The sequence below is a fragment of the Myroides sp. LJL115 genome (genome assembly GCF_054871665.1).
Genome location: NZ_JBTXLS010000018.1, coordinates 1 through 17,823, shown reverse-complemented (window position 1 = coordinate 17,823; position 17,823 = coordinate 1). Strand labels below are relative to the sequence as shown.

The following is a 17,823-nucleotide window of genomic DNA, read 5'->3' as shown; positions in this document are numbered from 1 at the left end:
TTATAATCTATGTGATAAAAAAGGATAATCATCTTGATCATATACTACGTCATACATAACGTTGGTATCTGGGTAATCCGATTCCTCAGCGAACTTTTCACACTCTAAAACCAACTCTTTCACACGTTGATCTATAGCTTGAATTTCTTGTTCACTAGCATAATTATTTGCCTTGATTACGTCTAATACTTGAGTAATCGGGTCAATTTTCTTATACTCTTCAACTTCCTCTTTAGTACGATAATGTTGTGCATCCGACATAGAGTGTCCTCTATAACGGTAAGTTTTCATTTCTAAGAAAGTTGGTCCATCTCCACGACGAGCTCTTTCAATAGCTTCATACATAGCCTCAGCAACCTTAACAGGATTCATTCCATCTACTGGTTGGCTTGGCATCTCATAACCTAAACCTAATTTCCATAAATCAGAGTGGTTAGCAGTACGCTCAACTGAAGTACCCATAGCGTATCCGTTGTTTTCTACAATAAATACAACTGGTAATTTCCAGTTCATGGCCATATTAAAAGTTTCGTGTAAAGATCCTTGACGTGCAGCACCATCTCCAAAATAGCACATAGTTACTGCTTTACGGTCAAAGTATTTGTCTGCAAATGCTAAACCTGCTCCTAAAGGTATTTGTCCACCTACAATACCGTGTCCTCCATAGAAATTATGCTCTTTAGAGAAAATATGCATTGATCCTCCCAAACCTTGAGATGTACCAGTTGCCTTCCCTAATAACTCAGCCATAACTCTACGTGGATCAACACCTAAACCAATAGGTTGCACGTGGTTTCTGTATGCTGTAATCATTTTGTCTTTCGACAAATCCATTGCGTGTAAAGCTCCTGCCAAAACAGCTTCTTGCCCATTGTATAAATGTAAGAACCCTCTTACTTTTTGTTGGATATATAAAGCGGCAAGCTTGTCTTCAAACTTTCTCCAAAATAGCATTTCTTCATACCATTTAAGATAAACTTCTTTTGTAATTTCTTTCATATGACTTTACTTTAATTAAGTGACTAGGTCCCTTAAAAATACAGACTTTGTTCAATACTCCACACTACTGTGGATTAGCAAAAATAGCACATCTACTTTACAATGAAAAATTTATTTATACTTAATTGAGCATCTAGTAGAAATAATAGAGAAACTACATAGATAGAACAACTACAACTTAACAAATCCCCTTGATAAAACAACTAAAATCCATAACAACTTATGATATAACTCATTAAAAAGAAGATATTCAAGTGGAACACGAAAAAAACTTAAATTATTAAAAACAACAAATATCACCTAGCAAACTAAAACAACTCCACCACCCAATGCTATTAAATAAAAAAGGGCCCTACAACTGTAGAGCCCTTGTATTATCTTAAAAACTATTTACTATGCCTCCCCTTTATTGCCAAAATTAAGGCTAGCTAAGTTAGGAGCTTTATTTTGATCAAGAATTTTACCATTGTCCTGTTCAAAATTATCTATATTCTCTTGCAAAGCTACTAATAGACGTTTGGCATGTTGAGGTGTCATAATTATACGAGACTTAACTCTTGGCTTTGGCATACCAGGCATAATACTGACAAAGTCTACAACAAATTCAGTGCTAGAATGATTAATAATAGCCAAATTTGAAAAAACCCCCTCTGAGACACTTTCGTCGATTTCAATGTTGAATCCTTTTTCTTGCTCTGACATAGTTAAAGTTTAAAATATTAAATTATTCCATCTTCTTCTAATGAACTAACCACGATATTCTCGTAGCTTCTCATACCAGTACCTGCAGGAATTCTGTGTCCAACAATTACGTTTTCTTTCAATCCTGAAAGTGTATCTACCTTACCTGCTACTGCAGCCTCGTTTAACACTTTAGTAGTTTCCTGGAATGAAGCAGCAGAGATAAATGACTTAGTCTGTAACGAAGCACGGGTAATACCTTGTAAAACAGGGGTACCAGTAGCTGGCATTACGTCTCTAGCCACAACTAGATTTTTATCTTCACGTCTTAATAAAGAATTCTCATCTCTTAGCTCACGCATAGAAACGATTTGTCCTTCTTTTAAGTGCTCTGATTCTCCAGCATCCTCTACAACTTTCATTGCAAATAGACGATCATTTTCGTAAATAAAGTCACTAGCATGAACTAATTGGTCTTCTAAGAATAAAGTATCTCCAGGATCTTGGATTCTTACTTTACGCATCATTTGACGAATTACAACCTCAAAGTGCTTATCACTAATTTTTACACCTTGTAAACGGTAAACTTCTTGAATTTCGTTTACTAAGTATTGTTGAACCGCTGAAGGTCCTTGGATTCTCAAGATATCTTCTGGTGTAATTGCACCGTCTGATAAAGGTAAACCTGCTTTAACGAAGTCATTCTCTTGAACTAGAATCTGGTTAGATAATTTAACCAAATATTTTCTAATATCACCAGTTTTAGACTCTACGATAATCTCACGGTTACCTCTTTTGATTTTTCCAAAAGAAACAACTCCATCAATTTCAGATACTACAGCTGGATTCGAAGGATTACGAGCTTCTAATAACTCAGTAATCCTTGGTAAACCTCCTGTAATATCTCCCGCTTTAGATGTATGACGAGGAATCTTAACTAAAACTTTACCAGCTTTAATTTTTTCTCCATCATTAACCATTAAGTGAGAACCTACTGGTAAGTTGTATGAACGAATAAGTTCACCATCTTTTCCGTAGATTAATAAAGTTGGAATTAACTTCTTGTTTCTACTTTCTGTAATAACTTTTTCTTGGAAACCTGTTTGCTCATCGATCTCAACCATGAAAGTTTGACCTTGCTCGATATCTTCGTAAGCAATTTTACCAGTAAACTCAGAAACAATTACTCCGTTATATGGATCCCATTTACAGATTGTTGTATCTTCTTCTACTACATCTCCATCAGCTACATAAATCGTTGAACCATAAGGAATGTTATTAGTTGTTAATAAAATTCCAGTGTTTACATCATATAACTTAGCCTCTGTTGAACGAGAAATTACAATATCAATAGCATTTCCTTCGTTGTCTTCACCTTTAACTGTCTTCAGGTCTTCCATCTCTAGACGACCCTTAAACTTAGCGTTAATACTTGAAGTTTCAGAAATGTTTCCTGCTGTTCCTCCCACGTGGAACGTTCTTAATGTTAACTGTGTACCAGGCTCTCCGATCGACTGTGCAGCAATAACTCCAACAGCTTCTCCTCTTTGAACCATCCCAGCTGTTGCTAAGTTACGTCCGTAACATTTAGCACAAATACCAGTTTTAGCTTCACATGTTAATGGTGAACGAACCTCGATAGACTCAATCGGCGCGGCATTAATAGCTTTTGAATGAGCTTCAATTACTTCTTCTCCTGCACTAACAATCACCTCAGAATTTAAAGGATTGATAATATCGTTTAACGCAACACGCCCTAAAACGCGCTCCCCTAAACTTTCGATTACTTCCTCGTTTTTCTTAAGTGCTTTTACTTCAATTCCACGTAACGTACCACAATCTACTGTATTAACAATAACATCTTGAGCTACGTCATGTAAACGACGTGTTAAATATCCAGCATCAGCTGTTTTTAACGCCGTATCGGCAAGACCTTTACGAGCACCGTGAGTAGAAATGAAATACTCTAAAATCGATAGACCCTCTTTAAAGTTAGAAAGAATCGGGTTTTCAATAATTTCACCACCACCTATAGTTGACTTTTTAGGTTTAGCCATTAAACCACGCATACCTGTTAACTGACGAATCTGTTCTTTCGATCCCCTAGCTCCAGAATCCAACATCATATAAACTGAGTTGAAACCTTGCTTGTCTTCACGAATATTCTTCATCGCTAATTCCGTTAACATAGCATTTGTAGAAGTCCAAACATCAATAACTTGGTTGTAACGTTCGTTATTTGTAATAAGACCCATATTATAGTTCATAGAAATATGATCTACTTGTGTATTAGCCTCATCTATTAACTCTTGTTTACGTCCAGGGATGATAATATCTCCTAAAGAGAAAGACAATCCCCCACGGAACGCATATCCATACCCCATGTCCTTGATATCATCTAGGAACTTAGCAGTAGTTGGAACGTCAGTGATGTTTAAAATACGACCAATAATATCTCTTAAAGATTTTTTAGTCAATACTTCATTTATAAATCCTGCAACTTCTGGAACAACTTCATTAAATAAAATTCTTCCTGCAGTTGTTTCAATGATTTGATATTCTAATTCACCATTTGCATTAAAATCTCTTGCACGTACTTTAACACCAGCATTAAGATCTAACTTACCTTCGTTAATAGCAATGTGAACTTCTTCCACAGAGTAGAAAATTAATCCTTCTCCTTTTACTATTTCCTCTGGAGTGCTCTTACGTAACTTAGTCATATAATAAAGACCAAGTACCATATCTTGAGATGGTACCGTAATTGGAGCACCATTAGCTGGGTTAAGAATATTGTGAGATGCAAGCATCAACAATTGAGATTCTAAAATCGCTTCTGGACCTAAAGGTAAGTGAACAGCCATCTGGTCACCATCGAAATCCGCGTTAAAGGCAGTACACACTAATGGGTGTAACTGAATTGCTTTCCCCTCAATTAACTTAGGTTGGAAAGCCTGAATACCTAAACGGTGTAATGTAGGAGCACGGTTTAATAAAACTGGGTGACCTTTAATTACGTTTTCTAAGATGTCCCATACTACTGGTTCTTTCTTATCTATAATCTTTTTGGCAGATTTAACTGTCTTAACAATTCCTCTTTCGATCAACTTACGAATAACGAAAGGTTTGTAAAGCTCAGCAGCCATATCTTTAGGAATACCACACTCGTATAATTTCAGCTCAGGTCCTACGACAATAACTGAACGAGCAGAATAGTCCACACGTTTTCCTAATAAGTTTTGACGGAAACGACCTTGTTTACCTTTAAGAGAATCAGAAAGGGATTTTAAAGGACGGTTTGACTCAGTTTTAACTGCAGAAGATTTTCTAGTGTTATCAAATAAAGAGTCAACAGCCTCTTGAAGCATACGTTTTTCGTTACGTAAAATAACTTCAGGAGCCTTAATTTCCATCAAGCGTTTTAAACGGTTGTTTCTAATGATCACACGACGGTATAAATCATTTAAATCCGAAGTAGCAAATCTACCACCATCTAATGGAACTAAAGGACGTAACTCAGGTGGAATAACTGGGATCACTTTTAAGATCATCCACTCTGGTTTGTTCTCACGGTTTAAATTAGATTCACGGAAAGACTCTACTACTTGTAGACGTTTTAACGCTTCTGTTTTTCTTTGTTTAGATGTTTCATTATTAGCTGCGTGACGTAAAGTATACGACAATTGATCTAAATCTGTAGTAGCTAATAAATCCATAATACACTCAGCACCCATTTTAGCGATGAATTTATTTGGATCAGTATCATCTAAGTATTGGTTCTCCATCGGAAGAGTATCACAGATATTCAAGTACTCCTCTTCAGTTAAGAAATCTAGACGTTTTAATTCTTCTCCATCAACATTTTTTGCAATACCTGGTTGGATTACAACATAACGTTCATAGTAAATAATCATATCTAGCTTCTTAGAAGGAAGCCCTAAAATATATCCAATCTTGTTTGGAAGCGAACGGAAATACCAAATATGAGCGATAGGCACAACTAAGTTAATATGTCCTACTCTATCTCTACGTACTTTTTTCTCAGTTACTTCTACTCCACAACGATCACAAACGATACCCTTGTAACGGATTCTTTTATACTTACCACAAGCACACTCATAATCTTTTACAGGACCGAAAATACGCTCACAGAAAAGACCATCTCTTTCTGGTTTATGAGTACGATAGTTAATAGTTTCTGGCTTTAAAACCTCACCTCTAGATTCTGCAAGAATAGATTCTGGTGAAGCTAAACCAATTGAGATTTTATTAAACCTTTTAACGGTATTTTTCTCTTTATTTTTATTCATGGTAAACTTACTTGTTAAAGTGTTGATATAAAGAGTAAGTGACAAAAAAGTCACTTACTCTATAATCTTAGTTTATTCTTCTAATCTGATGTCTAATCCAAGCCCTTTCAATTCATGCATTAATACATTGAATGATTCAGGTAATCCTGGTTCTGGCATAGTTTCTCCTTTAACGATTGCTTCGTAAGTTTTCGCTCTACCAATAACGTCATCCGACTTCACCGTCAAAATCTCACGTAAAGTACTAGATGCACCATAAGCCTCTAAAGCCCATACCTCCATCTCTCCAAAACGCTGTCCTCCGAATTGCGCTTTACCTCCTAAAGGCTGTTGCGTAATAAGTGAATAAGGACCGATTGAACGTGCGTGCATTTTATCATCTACCATGTGTCCTAATTTCAACATGTAAATTACACCCACTGTTGCTCTTTGGTGGAATCTTTCTCCCGTACCTCCATCATAAAGGTAAGTATGTCCAAATCTAGGAATACCAGCTTCATCTGTAAGTGCGTTGATCTGATCTAAATTAGCTCCGTCAAAAATAGGTGTAGCAAATTTCTTACCTAAGTTTAATCCAGCCCATCCAAGAACAGTTTCGTAAATCTGCCCAATGTTCATACGTGAAGGTACCCCTAACGGGTTTAACACAATATCAACTGGTGTACCATCTTCTAAGAAAGGCATATCTTCGTCTCTTACGATTCTAGCAACAATACCTTTATTTCCGTGACGACCAGCCATCTTATCTCCAACGCGTAGTTTTCTCTTTTTAGCAATATAAACTTTTGCTAATTTAAGAATTCCAGAAGGTAATTCATCTCCAACAGTAATCATGAACTTCTCTCTTCTAAGAACTCCCTGTAGATCATTTAATTTAATCTTGTAATTATGGATTAAATCAGTAATCATACGGTTTGCCTCTTCATCAGTAGTCCATTGACCTTTTGTTAAGTGTGCGAAATCCTCAACAGCATGAAGCATTTTTTGAGTAAATTTCTTACCTTTTGGTAATACTTCTTCTCCTAAATCGTTAAGAACACCTTGAGATGTTTTACCATTAACAATAAAGAAAAGTTTATCCACAAGACGCTCTTTTAACTCATTGAATTTAACTTCAAATTTCGTCTCTAATAAAGCCAATTCGTCTTTATCTTTTGAACGCTTACGTTTATCTTTTACTGCACGAGCAAATAGTTTTTTATCTAAAACAACTCCTCTTAATGAAGGAGACGCTTTTAGTGAAGCATCCTTAACATCTCCAGCTTTATCACCGAAAATAGCACGAAGTAATTTTTCTTCTGGTGTTGGATCTGACTCTCCTTTTGGAGTAATCTTACCAATTAAAATATCACCAGGTTTTACTTCAGCACCGATACGGATCATACCGTTCTCATCTAGATCTTTAGTAGCTTCTTCACTAACGTTAGGAATATCGTTTGTTAACTCTTCATTCCCTAATTTAGTATCTCTAACTTCTAAAGTATAATCATCAATGTGAATAGATGTAAAAATATCCTCTCTTACTACTTTTTCAGAAATTACAATAGCATCCTCGAAGTTGTAACCTTTCCATGGCATAAATGCCACTTGTAAGTTACGTCCAAGAGCTAATTCTCCGTCTTGTGTAGCATATCCATCACAAAGTACTTGTCCTTTTTCAACTCTATCACCTCTTCTTACGATAGGCTTAAGGTTGATACTTGTACTTTGGTTGGTTTTTCTAAACTTAATTAGATTATATGTCTTTTCGTCCGTATCGAAGCTAATTAAACGTTCTTCATCCGTACGATCATACTTAATAATAATCTTCTGTGCATCTACGTATTCCACCGTTCCATTTCCTTCAGCGTTTATTAACACTCTAGAATCAGAAGCAACTTGTCTTTCTAATCCAGTTCCAACAATTGGTGACTCTGGACGTAATAAAGGTACAGCTTGACGCATCATGTTTGATCCCATCAAAGCACGGTTGGCATCATCATGCTCTAAGAAAGGAATTAAAGAAGCCGAAATAGAAGCAATCTGATTTGGTGCTACGTCTGTAAAGTGAAGATCTTTTGGTTCTACAACCGGGAAATCCCCCTCTTCTTTAACAACAACACGCTCTTCAGTAATTTTTCCATTGTCATCTTGTGGAACGTTCGCTTGCGCAATTAACATTCCCTCCTCTTCCTCTGCACTTAAATACACAGGTTCTCCAGTGATATCTACTACTCCTTCGTTAACCTTGCGGTATGGAGTTTCGATGAACCCCATATTGTTAACTTTAGCATATACAGCTAAAGAAGAAATTAATCCAATGTTCGGACCCTCTGGTGTCTCAATAGGACATAAACGTCCGTAATGAGTATAGTGAACGTCACGTACCTCGAAACCTGCTCTTTCCCTTGATAAACCACCAGGTCCTAAAGCTGATAAACGACGTTTGTGCGTAATCTCTGCTAATGGATTGGTTTGATCCATAAATTGAGATAACTGGTTAGTCCCGAAAAAAGAATTAATAACAGAAGACAATGTCTTAGCGTTAATTAAGTCAATTGGCGTGAACACTTCATTATCACGTACGTTCATACGCTCACGAATTGTTCTAGCCATACGAGCTAAACCTACTCCAAATTGAGCTGAAAGTTGTTCACCAACAGTTCTAACACGACGGTTAGATAAGTGGTCAATATCATCAATCTCTGCTTTAGAGTTAATTAATTCAATTAAGTACTTAACAATAGTAATAATATCTTCTTTTGTTAAAACTTGTTTGTCAATAGGGGTATCAAGATTAAGTTTCTTATTCATTCTGTAACGACCAACTTCACCTAGATTGTAACGTTGATCAGAGAAGAATAATTTATCGATAATACCACGTGCAGTTTCCTCATCAGGCGGTTCTGCATTACGCAATTGACGGTAAATGTGCTCTACTGCTTCCTTTTCGGAGTTAGTAGGGTCCTTTTGCAAGGTATTATGTATGATGGCATAATCTGCCTGATTATTATCGTCTTTATGTAAAAGGATAGTTTTAACGTTAGCATCAATGATTTCTTCGACATTATCTTTATCTAGGACTGTATCACGGTCTAAGATAATCTCATTTCTTTCAATTGAAACAACCTCTCCAGTATCCTCATCAACGAAGTCCTCGTGCCAAGTGTTTAAAACACGCGCAGCAAGTCTTCGTCCTATATATTTTTTTAAACCTGTTTTTGATACTTTTACCTCTTCTGCAAGATCGAAAATCTCTAGGATATCCTTGTCTCTCTCAAATCCAATTGCACGGAATAAGGTTGTAACAGGTAACTTTTTCTTTCTATCGATATAAGCGTACATAACGCTATTAATATCGGTAGCAAACTCAATCCAAGAACCCTTAAATGGGATAACTCTTGCTGAATATAACTTTGTACCATTTGCGTGAAATGACTGACCAAAGAAAACACCAGGTGAACGGTGTAATTGTGAAACCACAACTCTCTCAGCACCATTGATTACGAAAGTACCACTTGGAGTCATGTACGGTATTGTTCCTAAATAAACATCTTGAACGATTGTTTCAAAATCTTCGTGTTCAGGATCAGTACAGTAAAGCTTCAAGCGAGCCTTAAGCGGAACGCTATAAGTTAGTCCTCTATCGATACATTCTTCAATAGAATAACGCGGAGGGTCAACAAAGTAATCAAGGAACTCCAACACGAACTGGTTTCTTGTATCAGTAATCGGGAAGTTCTCCATGAAGGTATTGTACAAACCTTCCTTGCCTCTCTCATCGGACTTCGTTTCTAATTGAAAGAAATCCTTAAAAGACTTAACCTGAATATCTAGAAAATCTGGATACGCAGGAATGTTCTTCGTAGAAGCAAAATTTAATCTTTCAGTCTGATTTGTAATCATCAATGGACAAAAAATTTTGATTAGAATTTGAATAGAATTTTACGTACAAACAGAATTATACGCAAAATGGTTTAGGCCTTTGGATGTGCTCCCAAGACCTAAACCGAGTATATTTTAGAAAGAATGCTTATTTAAGCTCTACTACAGCTCCAGCTTCTTCTAATGCTTTCTTAAGACCTTCTGCCTCATCTTTAGAAATTCCTTCTTTGATGTTAGCAGGTACTGAATCTACGATATCCTTAGCTTCTTTTAATCCTAAACCTGTTAATTCTTTAACAGCTTTAACTACAGCTAATTTAGAAGCTCCTGCTTCTTTTAATACTACAGTGAATTCAGTTTGCTCTTCAGCTCCTGCACCGTCAGCTCCACCTGCAACTACTACAGCAGCAGCAGCTGGTTCGATTCCGTATTCGTCTTTTAATATAGTTGCTAATTCGTTAACTTCTTTTACTGTTAAGTTAACTAATTGTTCTGCGAATTGTTTCAAATCTGCCATTTTTCTATCTTTTAATGATTTGTAAAAAAAATATGTTTTATTAATGTGCGTTCATTCTGAACATTTAAATCCAAGGAGAAGTATCTACTACTCTTCGTCTTTAAATTGGTTTTTAAGAGCCGAAATAACTCTTTGAGCTGGAGACTGAAGTAATCCAATGATTTCTCCAATAACCTCTTCTTTAGATTTGATGCTTACTAATGTATCAAGTAAGTTCTCACCTGTGTAAACTTCATCCATGATGAAAGCACCTTTAACAGATGGCTTCTCAGCTTTCTTGCTGAATTCCTTGATAATTTTTGCTGGAGCATTAGCTGTCTCAGCAAACATAATAGCACTGTTTCCTTTTAAAGTAGATGGTAACTCCTCGTAGTTTCTATCAGAAGCTTCCATAGCTTTTACAAGCAATGTATTTTTAACTACTTCTAAAGATACACCTGCTTTATAACAAGCTTTTCTTAAGTTAGAAGTTACTTCTGCATTTAATCCCGAAATATCAGCGATGTAGATAACATTATTATCAGCTAACTTAGCTTTTAAGTCCTCTATCGCAACTGCTTTTTGTTCTCTAGTCATACTTATAATTTTTATTTACCAATTATACCGCTTTAGGATCTAAAGCAATAGCTGGGCTCATTGTACTAGATATATGAATAGACTTGATATAAGTACCTTTAGCTGCAGTTGGTTTTAATTTTAATAATGTTTGAATTAATTCAGACGCGTTCTCAGCGATTTTCTCAGCATCAAAAGATACTTTTCCGATTCCCGCGTGAACAATTCCAGTTTTATCAACTTTAAAATCGATTTTACCAGCTTTTACTTCTTGAACAGCTTTCGCTACGTCCATAGTAACTGTACCAGTTTTAGGGTTAGGCATTAAACCTCTTGGTCCTAAAATTCTTCCTAAAGGACCCAATTTACCCATAACAGCAGGCATAGTGATGATAACATCAACATCTGTCCAACCGTCTTTAATCTTCTGTAAGTACTCATCTAATCCAACATAGTCAGCTCCAGCTTCTTTAGCTTCAGCCTCCTTATCTGGAGTAACTAATGCTAAAACTCTAACGTCTTTTCCAGTACCGTGAGGTAAAGTTACAACACCACGAACCATTTGGTTAGCTTTACGAGGATCTACTCCTAAACGCACAGCGATATCTACAGATTCATCAAATTTTGCAGTTGCAACATCTTTAATTAATGCAGAAGCATCAGTTAAAGAATACAATCTGTTTTTCTCAATCTTAGCAGCTGCTTCTTTTTGCTTTTTTGTCAATTTTGCCATTTCTTCTGTCTTTTACAATTAAAAAGGAGCTGTTCCTGTTACTGATATACCCATACTTCTTGCAGTACCAGCTACCATAGTCATAGCTGCTTCAACAGTAAATGCATTTAAATCAGGCATTTTATCTTCTGCAATTGCACGTACTTGATCCCAAGTTACGCTAGCAACTTTTTTTCTGTTAGGCTCTCCAGATCCAGATTTCACTTTCGCAGCCTCTAATAATTGAACAGCAGCAGGTGGCGTTTTAACAACAAATTCAAAAGATTTGTCTTTATACACAGTAATTTGTACTGGTAAAATTTTGCCGGCTTTATCTTGTGTTCTAGCGTTAAATTGCTTACAGAACTCCATGATGTTAACTCCAGCAGCCCCCAAAGCAGGTCCAACCGGTGGCGAAGGATTCGCAGCACCTCCCTTAACTTGTAGTTTAACTACTTTACTAATTTCTTTTGCCATTTCTTAAAAATTTAGCACATCTCAATTGGAAGCAAGATGCGTATGTATGTAACATTATAATTTTTCTACTTGAGTAAAATTCAATTCTAAAGGTGTCTTTCTTCCGAAGATTTTTACCATTACTTCAAGCTTGCGCTTTTCTTCGTTGATGTTTTCTACTACTCCATCGAAACCATTAAATGGTCCGTCAACAACCTTAACACTTTCACCAACTTCATAAGGAATAACTCCAGTGTCTATCTTCACAGACAATTCGTCTACTCGTCCTAGCATACGATTTACTTCAGCTTCTCTCAAAGGCACAGGCTCACCACCTCTTGTTTCCCCTAAGAAACCAATTACACCAGTAATTGATTTAATTGCGTGAGGAACTTCACCTGTAAGATTTGCTTCGATCATCACATAACCAGGAAAATAAACACGCTCTGTAGTTTTCTTTTTTCCGTTTTTATCATGAGTAACGAACTTTTCTGTAGGTACTAAAACCTGCGATAAGTAGTCAGAAAGCCCTAGTCTAGAAATCTCAGATTCGATATAATTCTTCACTTTGTTTTCTTGTCCACTAACTGCACGAACTACATACCATTTTTTCACGCTTGTATCAGCCATAATATAATTTCTTTATGCTTTAGCCCATTTATAGAACACACCTAAAAACTCTCCAAACAAAGAATCCACACCCCAAGTTGCTAATGAAAACACTATTGCAAACACTGCTACAATAATCGTTTTACGTTGCACTTCAGCCCATGGAGACCATGTCATATTAGTTTTTAATTCCGTAAACGACTCCGATATATAATTAAAAATCTTTGCCATATGATATCTTATTTGCACGGGTGGAGGGATTCGAACCCCCATCAACGGTTTTGGAGACCGCTATTCTACCCTTGAACTACACCCGTTTGTTTAAAGTCAGCGATAAATCGCTGACTTTAAGTTTTTATTTATACTAATAAATTAGTCTAAAATTTCAGTTACCTGACCAGCACCTACTGTTCTACCTCCTTCACGGATAGCGAAACGTAAACCTACTGATAAAGCGATTGGGTTTAATAACTCAACAGTGATAGTTAAGTTATCTCCAGGCATAACCATTTCTACTCCTTCTGGTAATTGGATAGTTCCAGTTACGTCAGTTGTACGTACGTAGAACTGAGGACGGTAGTTGTTATGGAATGGAGTGTGACGTCCACCTTCTTCTTTCTTAAGGATATAAACCTCTGCTTTGAATTTAGCGTGTGGCTTAACAGATCCTGGCTTAACAATAACCATTCCACGACGGATATCAGTTTTGTCAATACCTCTTAATAATAGACCAACGTTATCTCCAGCTTCACCTCTATCAAGGATCTTACGGAACATCTCAACTCCTGTAATTGTAGAAGTTAATTTATCAGCTCCCATACCGATAATTTCAACAGCATCTCCAGTATTAGCAATTCCAGTTTCGATACGACCTGTAGCAACAGTTCCACGTCCTGTAATTGTAAATACGTCTTCTACTGGCATTAAGAATGGTTTTTCTGTATCACGTACTGGCTCTTCGATCCAGTTATCAACAGCTTCCATTAATTCCAATAATTTGTCAACCCATTGTTGCTCACCGTTTAAAGCTCCTAAAGCAGAACCTTGAACTACTGGACCATTATCTCCATCATATTGGTAGAAAGATAATAAATCTCTAATTTCCATTTCAACAAGTTCTAATAACTCAGCATCGTCTACTAAGTCAACTTTGTTCATGAAAACAACAATTCTAGGAATACCTACTTGGCGACCTAATAAGATGTGCTCACGAGTTTGTGGCATTGGACCATCTGTTGCAGCAACAACAAGAATAGCACCATCCATTTGTGCAGCTCCAGTAACCATGTTCTTAACGTAATCCGCGTGACCTGGACAGTCAACGTGAGCGTAGTGACGGTTAGCTGTAGCATATTCTACGTGAGAAGTGTTAATTGTAATTCCACGTTCTTTTTCTTCTGGAGCGTTATCAATTTGATCGAAAGATCTAGCTTCTGAATATCCAGCATCTGACAATACTTTAGAAATTGCTGCAGTAGTAGTTGTTTTTCCGTGATCCACGTGTCCAATAGTACCGATGTTTAAGTGCGGCTTTGAACGATCAAAAGTTTCCTTTGCCATGATTTAATAATTTAATCTTAGTTATATAATTAGTGTTCAAATATAATAAAAAAACCTGAGCCAATGACGGGATTTGAACCCGTGACCTCTTCCTTACCAAGGAAGCACTCTACCCCTGAGCTACACCGGCTTATTCTATTCTCCTTATATTTAGTAGTGGGGAGAGCAGGATTCGAACCTGCGAAGGTTACCCAACGGATTTACAGTCCGTCCTCGTTGGCCGCTTGAGTATCTCCCCAATATCTTTACTTCATTTCTACTTTGAGCCGATGGAGGGACTCGAACCCACGACCTGCTGATTACAAATCAGCTGCTCTAGCCAACTGAGCTACACCGGCATTTTTTTACTCAATAGAAAAAGTCCGCTATTTCTAACGGACTGCAAATGTATATATTTTATTGATTAAAAAAAACAATTTCACTATTTTTTTCAATTAATATGCTTTAGTTTTCTCTTTATATTTCATCAACAAACGTTCTATAGCGTCTGCACCTAGATCAGAACTTTCTTCAAAAGACTTACTAGTCTTCTTAACCACTAGCTCATCTCCTGGAACCAGCATCTTAATTTCAGCCGTTTTATTCTCCTTTTCATTATTATTTTCAAGCTTTAAAAAAACTTCAATTGCAATAACTTTGTCATAAAACTTAGCAACTTTCCCTAAACGCTCGTTTATAAAATCAACCAATTTACGGTCAACATTAAAATTTGTAGCCTGAATGTTTACTTTCATAAATAATAAATTTAATGGTTAATTATCCTCTTTATCTACTCTAGGATGCGCACTTTGATAAACCCTCTTTAATTCCTTCAAATTTACTTGAGTATAAATCTGTGTAGTAGAAAGACTCTCATGTCCCATTAATTCTTTTACTGAATTAATATCCGCCCCCCCTTCTATTAAATGAGATGCGAAAGAATGCCTTAGCACATGAGGACTCTTCTTCTCCTTTGTAGTAACAACACTAAAATAGCGATTTATTAACCGATAAACAAACATTTCATTCACTTTATTTGCCCTGTCTCTATATAAAAGCCATCCCTTGGTCTTGGAAACTCCCCATAATTCACTTACCACTTCCAAGTAAGAGAAAATACTTTGACAGAGTTCTGGCAAAACAGGCAAATAGCGTACTTTATCACCTTTACCATGAATTTTTACTTGCTTAGAGTAAAAATCAAAATCCTCCACCCTCAAAGCTACAAGTTCAGCTCTACGCAACCCTAACATATAAAGTAAATCGATAACTAATAAATCCCTTTGAGATTCTAAATCCGAATTCTCCTTTAGGCTTGAACGAACTTTATCTATTTCATTTTGCGAAAAAGGCAAATGTAATTTCTTTTCCACCTTTAAAGATCGATGCAATTGCAAAGGATGAACTCTGACCTGCCCAACTTGCTGCATAAATTTATAAAAACTACGCAGAGTACTAATTTTCCTATTAATGGAACGATTAGCAAATCCTTGCTCCGATAAAGAAACGATCCACGCTCGAACAATATCATAATTCACCTCTACCAAAGAAAAACCCAAGGTAGTACTAAAACTATCAAAAGCACTTAAGTCATCCCCATAGGCTTTTAATGTAAGAGTAGAATACCCTTTCTCTTTAGCAATAAAATCTAAAAATTTTGAAATATTTTTTTCCATAAAAAAACCGTTGTAACAAAGTTACTACTTTATTACAACGGTTAATTTATTTTTTAAAAGATTGCTTAGAATTCTACAGCATCTCTTAAATGCTGAATGTATTCAGCTTTTTGCATTTTGTCTCTTTTAAGTACAGAAGGTTTCGAGAAGTATTGACGAGATCTTAACTGACGTAAAGTTCCTGTTCTGTCAAATTTTCTTTTGTAGCGCTTAAGTGCTCTATCGATATTTTCTCCGTCTTTAATTGGAATGATTAACATGTTTTCATACACCTCCTCTCATTTGTTGGTGCAAAAGTAGTACATTTTCTACACTCTACAAGAAAAAATATATATTTTTTTAAAAATAAATAGAAAATAACAGACTAAAGCCAAAAAAACACTAAGTTTCTGAGCATCTACAGCTTACTAAAATTTATCCTCTATTAAATGACTTAACTTACAAATAAGCCAAAAACACAGCTATACCATATTTGTGGTATTTACCTACTTTCACAAGGACGCAAAAAATAAATAACCTTAATTTTGGTGAAAATTTTAATTATCTTTAAAATAAATAAACACTTATTTCAAATGTTAAAAATATTCAACAACACAATTGTCCGTCTTTTACTAGGTGTAGTAATTGGATTAATAATAGGGCCTTTGTTAGGAGACTTTGCTCTTCAAGTTACTTTATCTGTACGACATGTATTAGGGCAAATTATTTTATTTTTAGTACCACTAATTATTTTAGGTTTTGTAGTATCCTCGATTACAAAATTAGATAGGGGCTCCACTAAAATCATTGGCTTTTCTATTGCAATTGCATACTTATCAAGTGTTGGAGCAGGATTCTTCTCTTCTTTCCTAGGTTATTCTATATTACCAAATTTAGAAATTGAAAATAATGTACATTCCTTAAAAGAGCTACCTGAGATGTTATTCAAATTAGACATTCCACCTGTATTTGGTGTAATGACTGCTTTGACCCTAGCTTTAATGATAGGAGTAGGTATCCTTTGGATACAGTCTAAAGAACTAGAGAGAATTTTTGATCAATTCAAAGATATCGTACTACTTTTAGTAAACCGCGTACTTGTACCAATTCTGCCTATTTATATTATGGCAAACTTTGCACTATTAAGTTATGAGGGTTCTATACAATCTCAATTACCAGTATTCTTAACGGTGATTCTTATTGTAATTGCAGCACATTTTGTATGGTTAGCATTTTTATATACAATGGCTGGTGTATATTCTAAGAAAAACCCTTGGGAGGTAATTCGTCATTATCCATCTGCCTATCTTACTGCAGTAGGAACAATGTCCTCAGCCGCTTCATTAGGGGTAGCATTACAATCAGCACATAAAAGCAAAGTTTTAAAACCAGAAATTACAAACTTTACCATTCCGTTCTTCTCTAACATCCATCTTTGTGGATCTGTATTAACAGAAGTTTTCTTTGTAATGACAGTTTCTTTAGTATTATATGGTACCCTACCAACTTTAGCAACTATGATTGTCTTTATTATCCTTTTAGGAATTTTCGCAATTGGAGCACCTGGTGTTCCTGGAGGTACAGTTATGGCATCATTAGGTATTATTGCATCAGTTCTTGGTTTTGATGACGCTGGAATTGCATTAACATTAACCATTTTTGCATTACAAGATAGTTTTGGAACAGCTTGTAATATAGCAGGTGATGGGGCATTAAGTTTAATGGTAACAAAATACTCTGAGAAAAAAGAATAATACCTACCAATATAAACAACATAAAAAAATGGAGCACTCATTGAGGAGGGCACTGAAAAAGTCCCTTTTTAAAATAGAAGCTTAAAGTAAAGAGGTAAACTATTAAAAGCAATCGCTTTTATAGTTTACCTCTTTCTGTTTATATTTACCTGTTTTTTAAAATTCACAGGTT

The 17,823-nt window shown here is 35.9% G+C and carries 15 protein-coding genes and 4 tRNA genes; 1 reads left to right on the top strand and 18 read right to left on the bottom strand.

All coding sequences use genetic code 11. The features are described 5' to 3' along the window. The 18 genes from pdhA to rpsU form a co-directional block, all read right to left on the bottom strand. Positions 1-999, bottom strand: a complete 999-nt coding sequence (pdhA, locus tag ACYSNX_RS06300) for a pyruvate dehydrogenase (acetyl-transferring) E1 component subunit alpha (RefSeq protein WP_461753829.1) — start codon at positions 997-999, stop codon at positions 1-3. A 393-nt stretch (positions 1,000-1,392) separates the two neighbouring features. Beyond that, entirely contained in the window at positions 1,393-1,701 is a 309-nt protein-coding gene (locus tag ACYSNX_RS06295; protein WP_461753828.1) for a DUF3467 domain-containing protein, read from the bottom strand. A gap of 17 nt (positions 1,702-1,718) precedes the next feature. Beyond that, positions 1,719-5,990, bottom strand: a complete 4,272-nt coding sequence (gene rpoC / locus ACYSNX_RS06290) for a DNA-directed RNA polymerase subunit beta' (RefSeq protein ID WP_461753827.1) — start codon at positions 5,988-5,990, stop codon at positions 1,719-1,721. 72 nt (positions 5,991-6,062) lie between these two features. Then, the gene (gene rpoB / locus ACYSNX_RS06285) at positions 6,063-9,875 is read right to left on the bottom strand and encodes a DNA-directed RNA polymerase subunit beta (RefSeq protein WP_461753826.1); all 3,813 of its coding nucleotides are present in this window, start codon (positions 9,873-9,875) and stop codon (positions 6,063-6,065) included. A 127-nt stretch (positions 9,876-10,002) separates the two neighbouring features. Next, positions 10,003-10,371, bottom strand: a complete 369-nt coding sequence (rplL, locus tag ACYSNX_RS06280) for a 50S ribosomal protein L7/L12 (RefSeq protein ID WP_461753825.1) — start codon at positions 10,369-10,371, stop codon at positions 10,003-10,005. A gap of 87 nt (positions 10,372-10,458) precedes the next feature. Continuing rightward, a complete protein-coding gene (rplJ, locus tag ACYSNX_RS06275) occupies positions 10,459-10,947 on the bottom strand; it encodes a 50S ribosomal protein L10 (protein ID WP_461753824.1) in 489 nt (162 codons plus the stop codon). A 22-nt stretch (positions 10,948-10,969) separates the two neighbouring features. Next, positions 10,970-11,659 carry a 50S ribosomal protein L1 gene (gene rplA, locus ACYSNX_RS06270; RefSeq protein WP_461753823.1) on the bottom strand — a complete coding sequence of 230 codons (690 nt, stop codon included), beginning with the start codon at positions 11,657-11,659 and terminating at the stop codon, positions 10,970-10,972. A gap of 18 nt (positions 11,660-11,677) precedes the next feature. Beyond that, positions 11,678-12,115, bottom strand: a complete 438-nt coding sequence (rplK, locus tag ACYSNX_RS06265) for a 50S ribosomal protein L11 (protein ID WP_461753822.1) — start codon at positions 12,113-12,115, stop codon at positions 11,678-11,680. A gap of 54 nt (positions 12,116-12,169) precedes the next feature. Next, positions 12,170-12,724, bottom strand: coding sequence for a transcription termination/antitermination protein NusG (gene nusG, locus ACYSNX_RS06260; protein ID WP_461753821.1), 555 nt, complete (start codon positions 12,722-12,724; stop codon positions 12,170-12,172). 12 nt (positions 12,725-12,736) lie between these two features. Then, positions 12,737-12,934, bottom strand: a complete 198-nt coding sequence (gene secE / locus ACYSNX_RS06255) for a preprotein translocase subunit SecE (RefSeq protein WP_461753820.1) — start codon at positions 12,932-12,934, stop codon at positions 12,737-12,739. A 15-nt stretch (positions 12,935-12,949) separates the two neighbouring features. Further along, positions 12,950-13,020, bottom strand: a tRNA-Trp gene (locus tag ACYSNX_RS06250). Positions 13,021-13,075: 55 nt separating this feature from the next. Continuing rightward, positions 13,076-14,263 carry an elongation factor Tu gene (tuf, locus tag ACYSNX_RS06245; RefSeq protein ID WP_461753819.1) on the bottom strand — a complete coding sequence of 396 codons (1,188 nt, stop codon included), beginning with the start codon at positions 14,261-14,263 and terminating at the stop codon, positions 13,076-13,078. 58 nt (positions 14,264-14,321) lie between these two features. Beyond that, positions 14,322-14,393 (bottom strand) — tRNA-Thr (locus ACYSNX_RS06240). 27 nt (positions 14,394-14,420) lie between these two features. Continuing rightward, a tRNA-Tyr gene (locus ACYSNX_RS06235) sits at positions 14,421-14,501 on the bottom strand. 26 nt (positions 14,502-14,527) lie between these two features. Further along, positions 14,528-14,601: transfer RNA gene (locus tag ACYSNX_RS06230), tRNA-Thr, on the bottom strand. Between the two features lie 96 nt (positions 14,602-14,697). After that, positions 14,698-14,997 (bottom strand): ribosome hibernation-promoting factor, HPF/YfiA family, encoded by a 300-nt coding sequence (gene hpf, locus ACYSNX_RS06225; protein ID WP_461753818.1) that lies wholly within the window; start codon positions 14,995-14,997, stop codon positions 14,698-14,700. Positions 14,998-15,015: 18 nt separating this feature from the next. Continuing rightward, the gene (locus ACYSNX_RS06220; RefSeq protein ID WP_461753817.1) at positions 15,016-15,918 is read right to left on the bottom strand and encodes a tyrosine-type recombinase/integrase; all 903 of its coding nucleotides are present in this window, start codon (positions 15,916-15,918) and stop codon (positions 15,016-15,018) included. Positions 15,919-15,983: 65 nt separating this feature from the next. Then, on the bottom strand, positions 15,984-16,178 hold the full coding sequence (gene rpsU / locus ACYSNX_RS06215; RefSeq protein WP_461753816.1) for a 30S ribosomal protein S21: 195 nt from the start codon (positions 16,176-16,178) through the stop codon (positions 15,984-15,986). 312 nt (positions 16,179-16,490) lie between these two features. Between rpsU and ACYSNX_RS06210 the strand changes: the two genes are divergently transcribed. Next, positions 16,491-17,651, top strand: a complete 1,161-nt coding sequence (locus ACYSNX_RS06210; protein ID WP_461753815.1) for a dicarboxylate/amino acid:cation symporter — start codon at positions 16,491-16,493, stop codon at positions 17,649-17,651. Positions 17,652-17,823: the final 172 nt, after the last annotated feature.

Excerpts from the sequence above, each read along its gene's own strand:
- pdhA (WP_461753829.1), bottom strand. The coding sequence starts at position 999 with ATGAAAGAAATTACAAAAGAAGTTTATCTTAAATGGTATGAAGAAATG.
- ACYSNX_RS06295 (WP_461753828.1), bottom strand. The coding sequence starts at position 1,701 with ATGTCAGAGCAAGAAAAAGGATTCAACATTGAAATCGACGAAAGTGTC.
- rpoC (WP_461753827.1), bottom strand. The coding sequence starts at position 5,990 with ATGAATAAAAATAAAGAGAAAAATACCGTTAAAAGGTTTAATAAAATC.
- rpoB (WP_461753826.1), bottom strand. The coding sequence starts at position 9,875 with ATGATTACAAATCAGACTGAAAGATTAAATTTTGCTTCTACGAAGAAC.
- rplL (WP_461753825.1), bottom strand. The coding sequence starts at position 10,371 with ATGGCAGATTTGAAACAATTCGCAGAACAATTAGTTAACTTAACAGTA.
- rplJ (WP_461753824.1), bottom strand. The coding sequence starts at position 10,947 with ATGACTAGAGAACAAAAAGCAGTTGCGATAGAGGACTTAAAAGCTAAG.
- rplA (WP_461753823.1), bottom strand. The coding sequence starts at position 11,659 with ATGGCAAAATTGACAAAAAAGCAAAAAGAAGCAGCTGCTAAGATTGAG.
- rplK (WP_461753822.1), bottom strand. The coding sequence starts at position 12,115 with ATGGCAAAAGAAATTAGTAAAGTAGTTAAACTACAAGTTAAGGGAGGT.
- nusG (WP_461753821.1), bottom strand. The coding sequence starts at position 12,724 with ATGGCTGATACAAGCGTGAAAAAATGGTATGTAGTTCGTGCAGTTAGT.
- secE (WP_461753820.1), bottom strand. The coding sequence starts at position 12,934 with ATGGCAAAGATTTTTAATTATATATCGGAGTCGTTTACGGAATTAAAA.
- tuf (WP_461753819.1), bottom strand. The coding sequence starts at position 14,263 with ATGGCAAAGGAAACTTTTGATCGTTCAAAGCCGCACTTAAACATCGGT.
- hpf (WP_461753818.1), bottom strand. The coding sequence starts at position 14,997 with ATGAAAGTAAACATTCAGGCTACAAATTTTAATGTTGACCGTAAATTG.
- ACYSNX_RS06220 (WP_461753817.1), bottom strand. The coding sequence starts at position 15,918 with ATGGAAAAAAATATTTCAAAATTTTTAGATTTTATTGCTAAAGAGAAA.
- rpsU (WP_461753816.1), bottom strand. The coding sequence starts at position 16,178 with ATGTTAATCATTCCAATTAAAGACGGAGAAAATATCGATAGAGCACTT.
- ACYSNX_RS06210 (WP_461753815.1), top strand. The coding sequence starts at position 16,491 with ATGTTAAAAATATTCAACAACACAATTGTCCGTCTTTTACTAGGTGTA.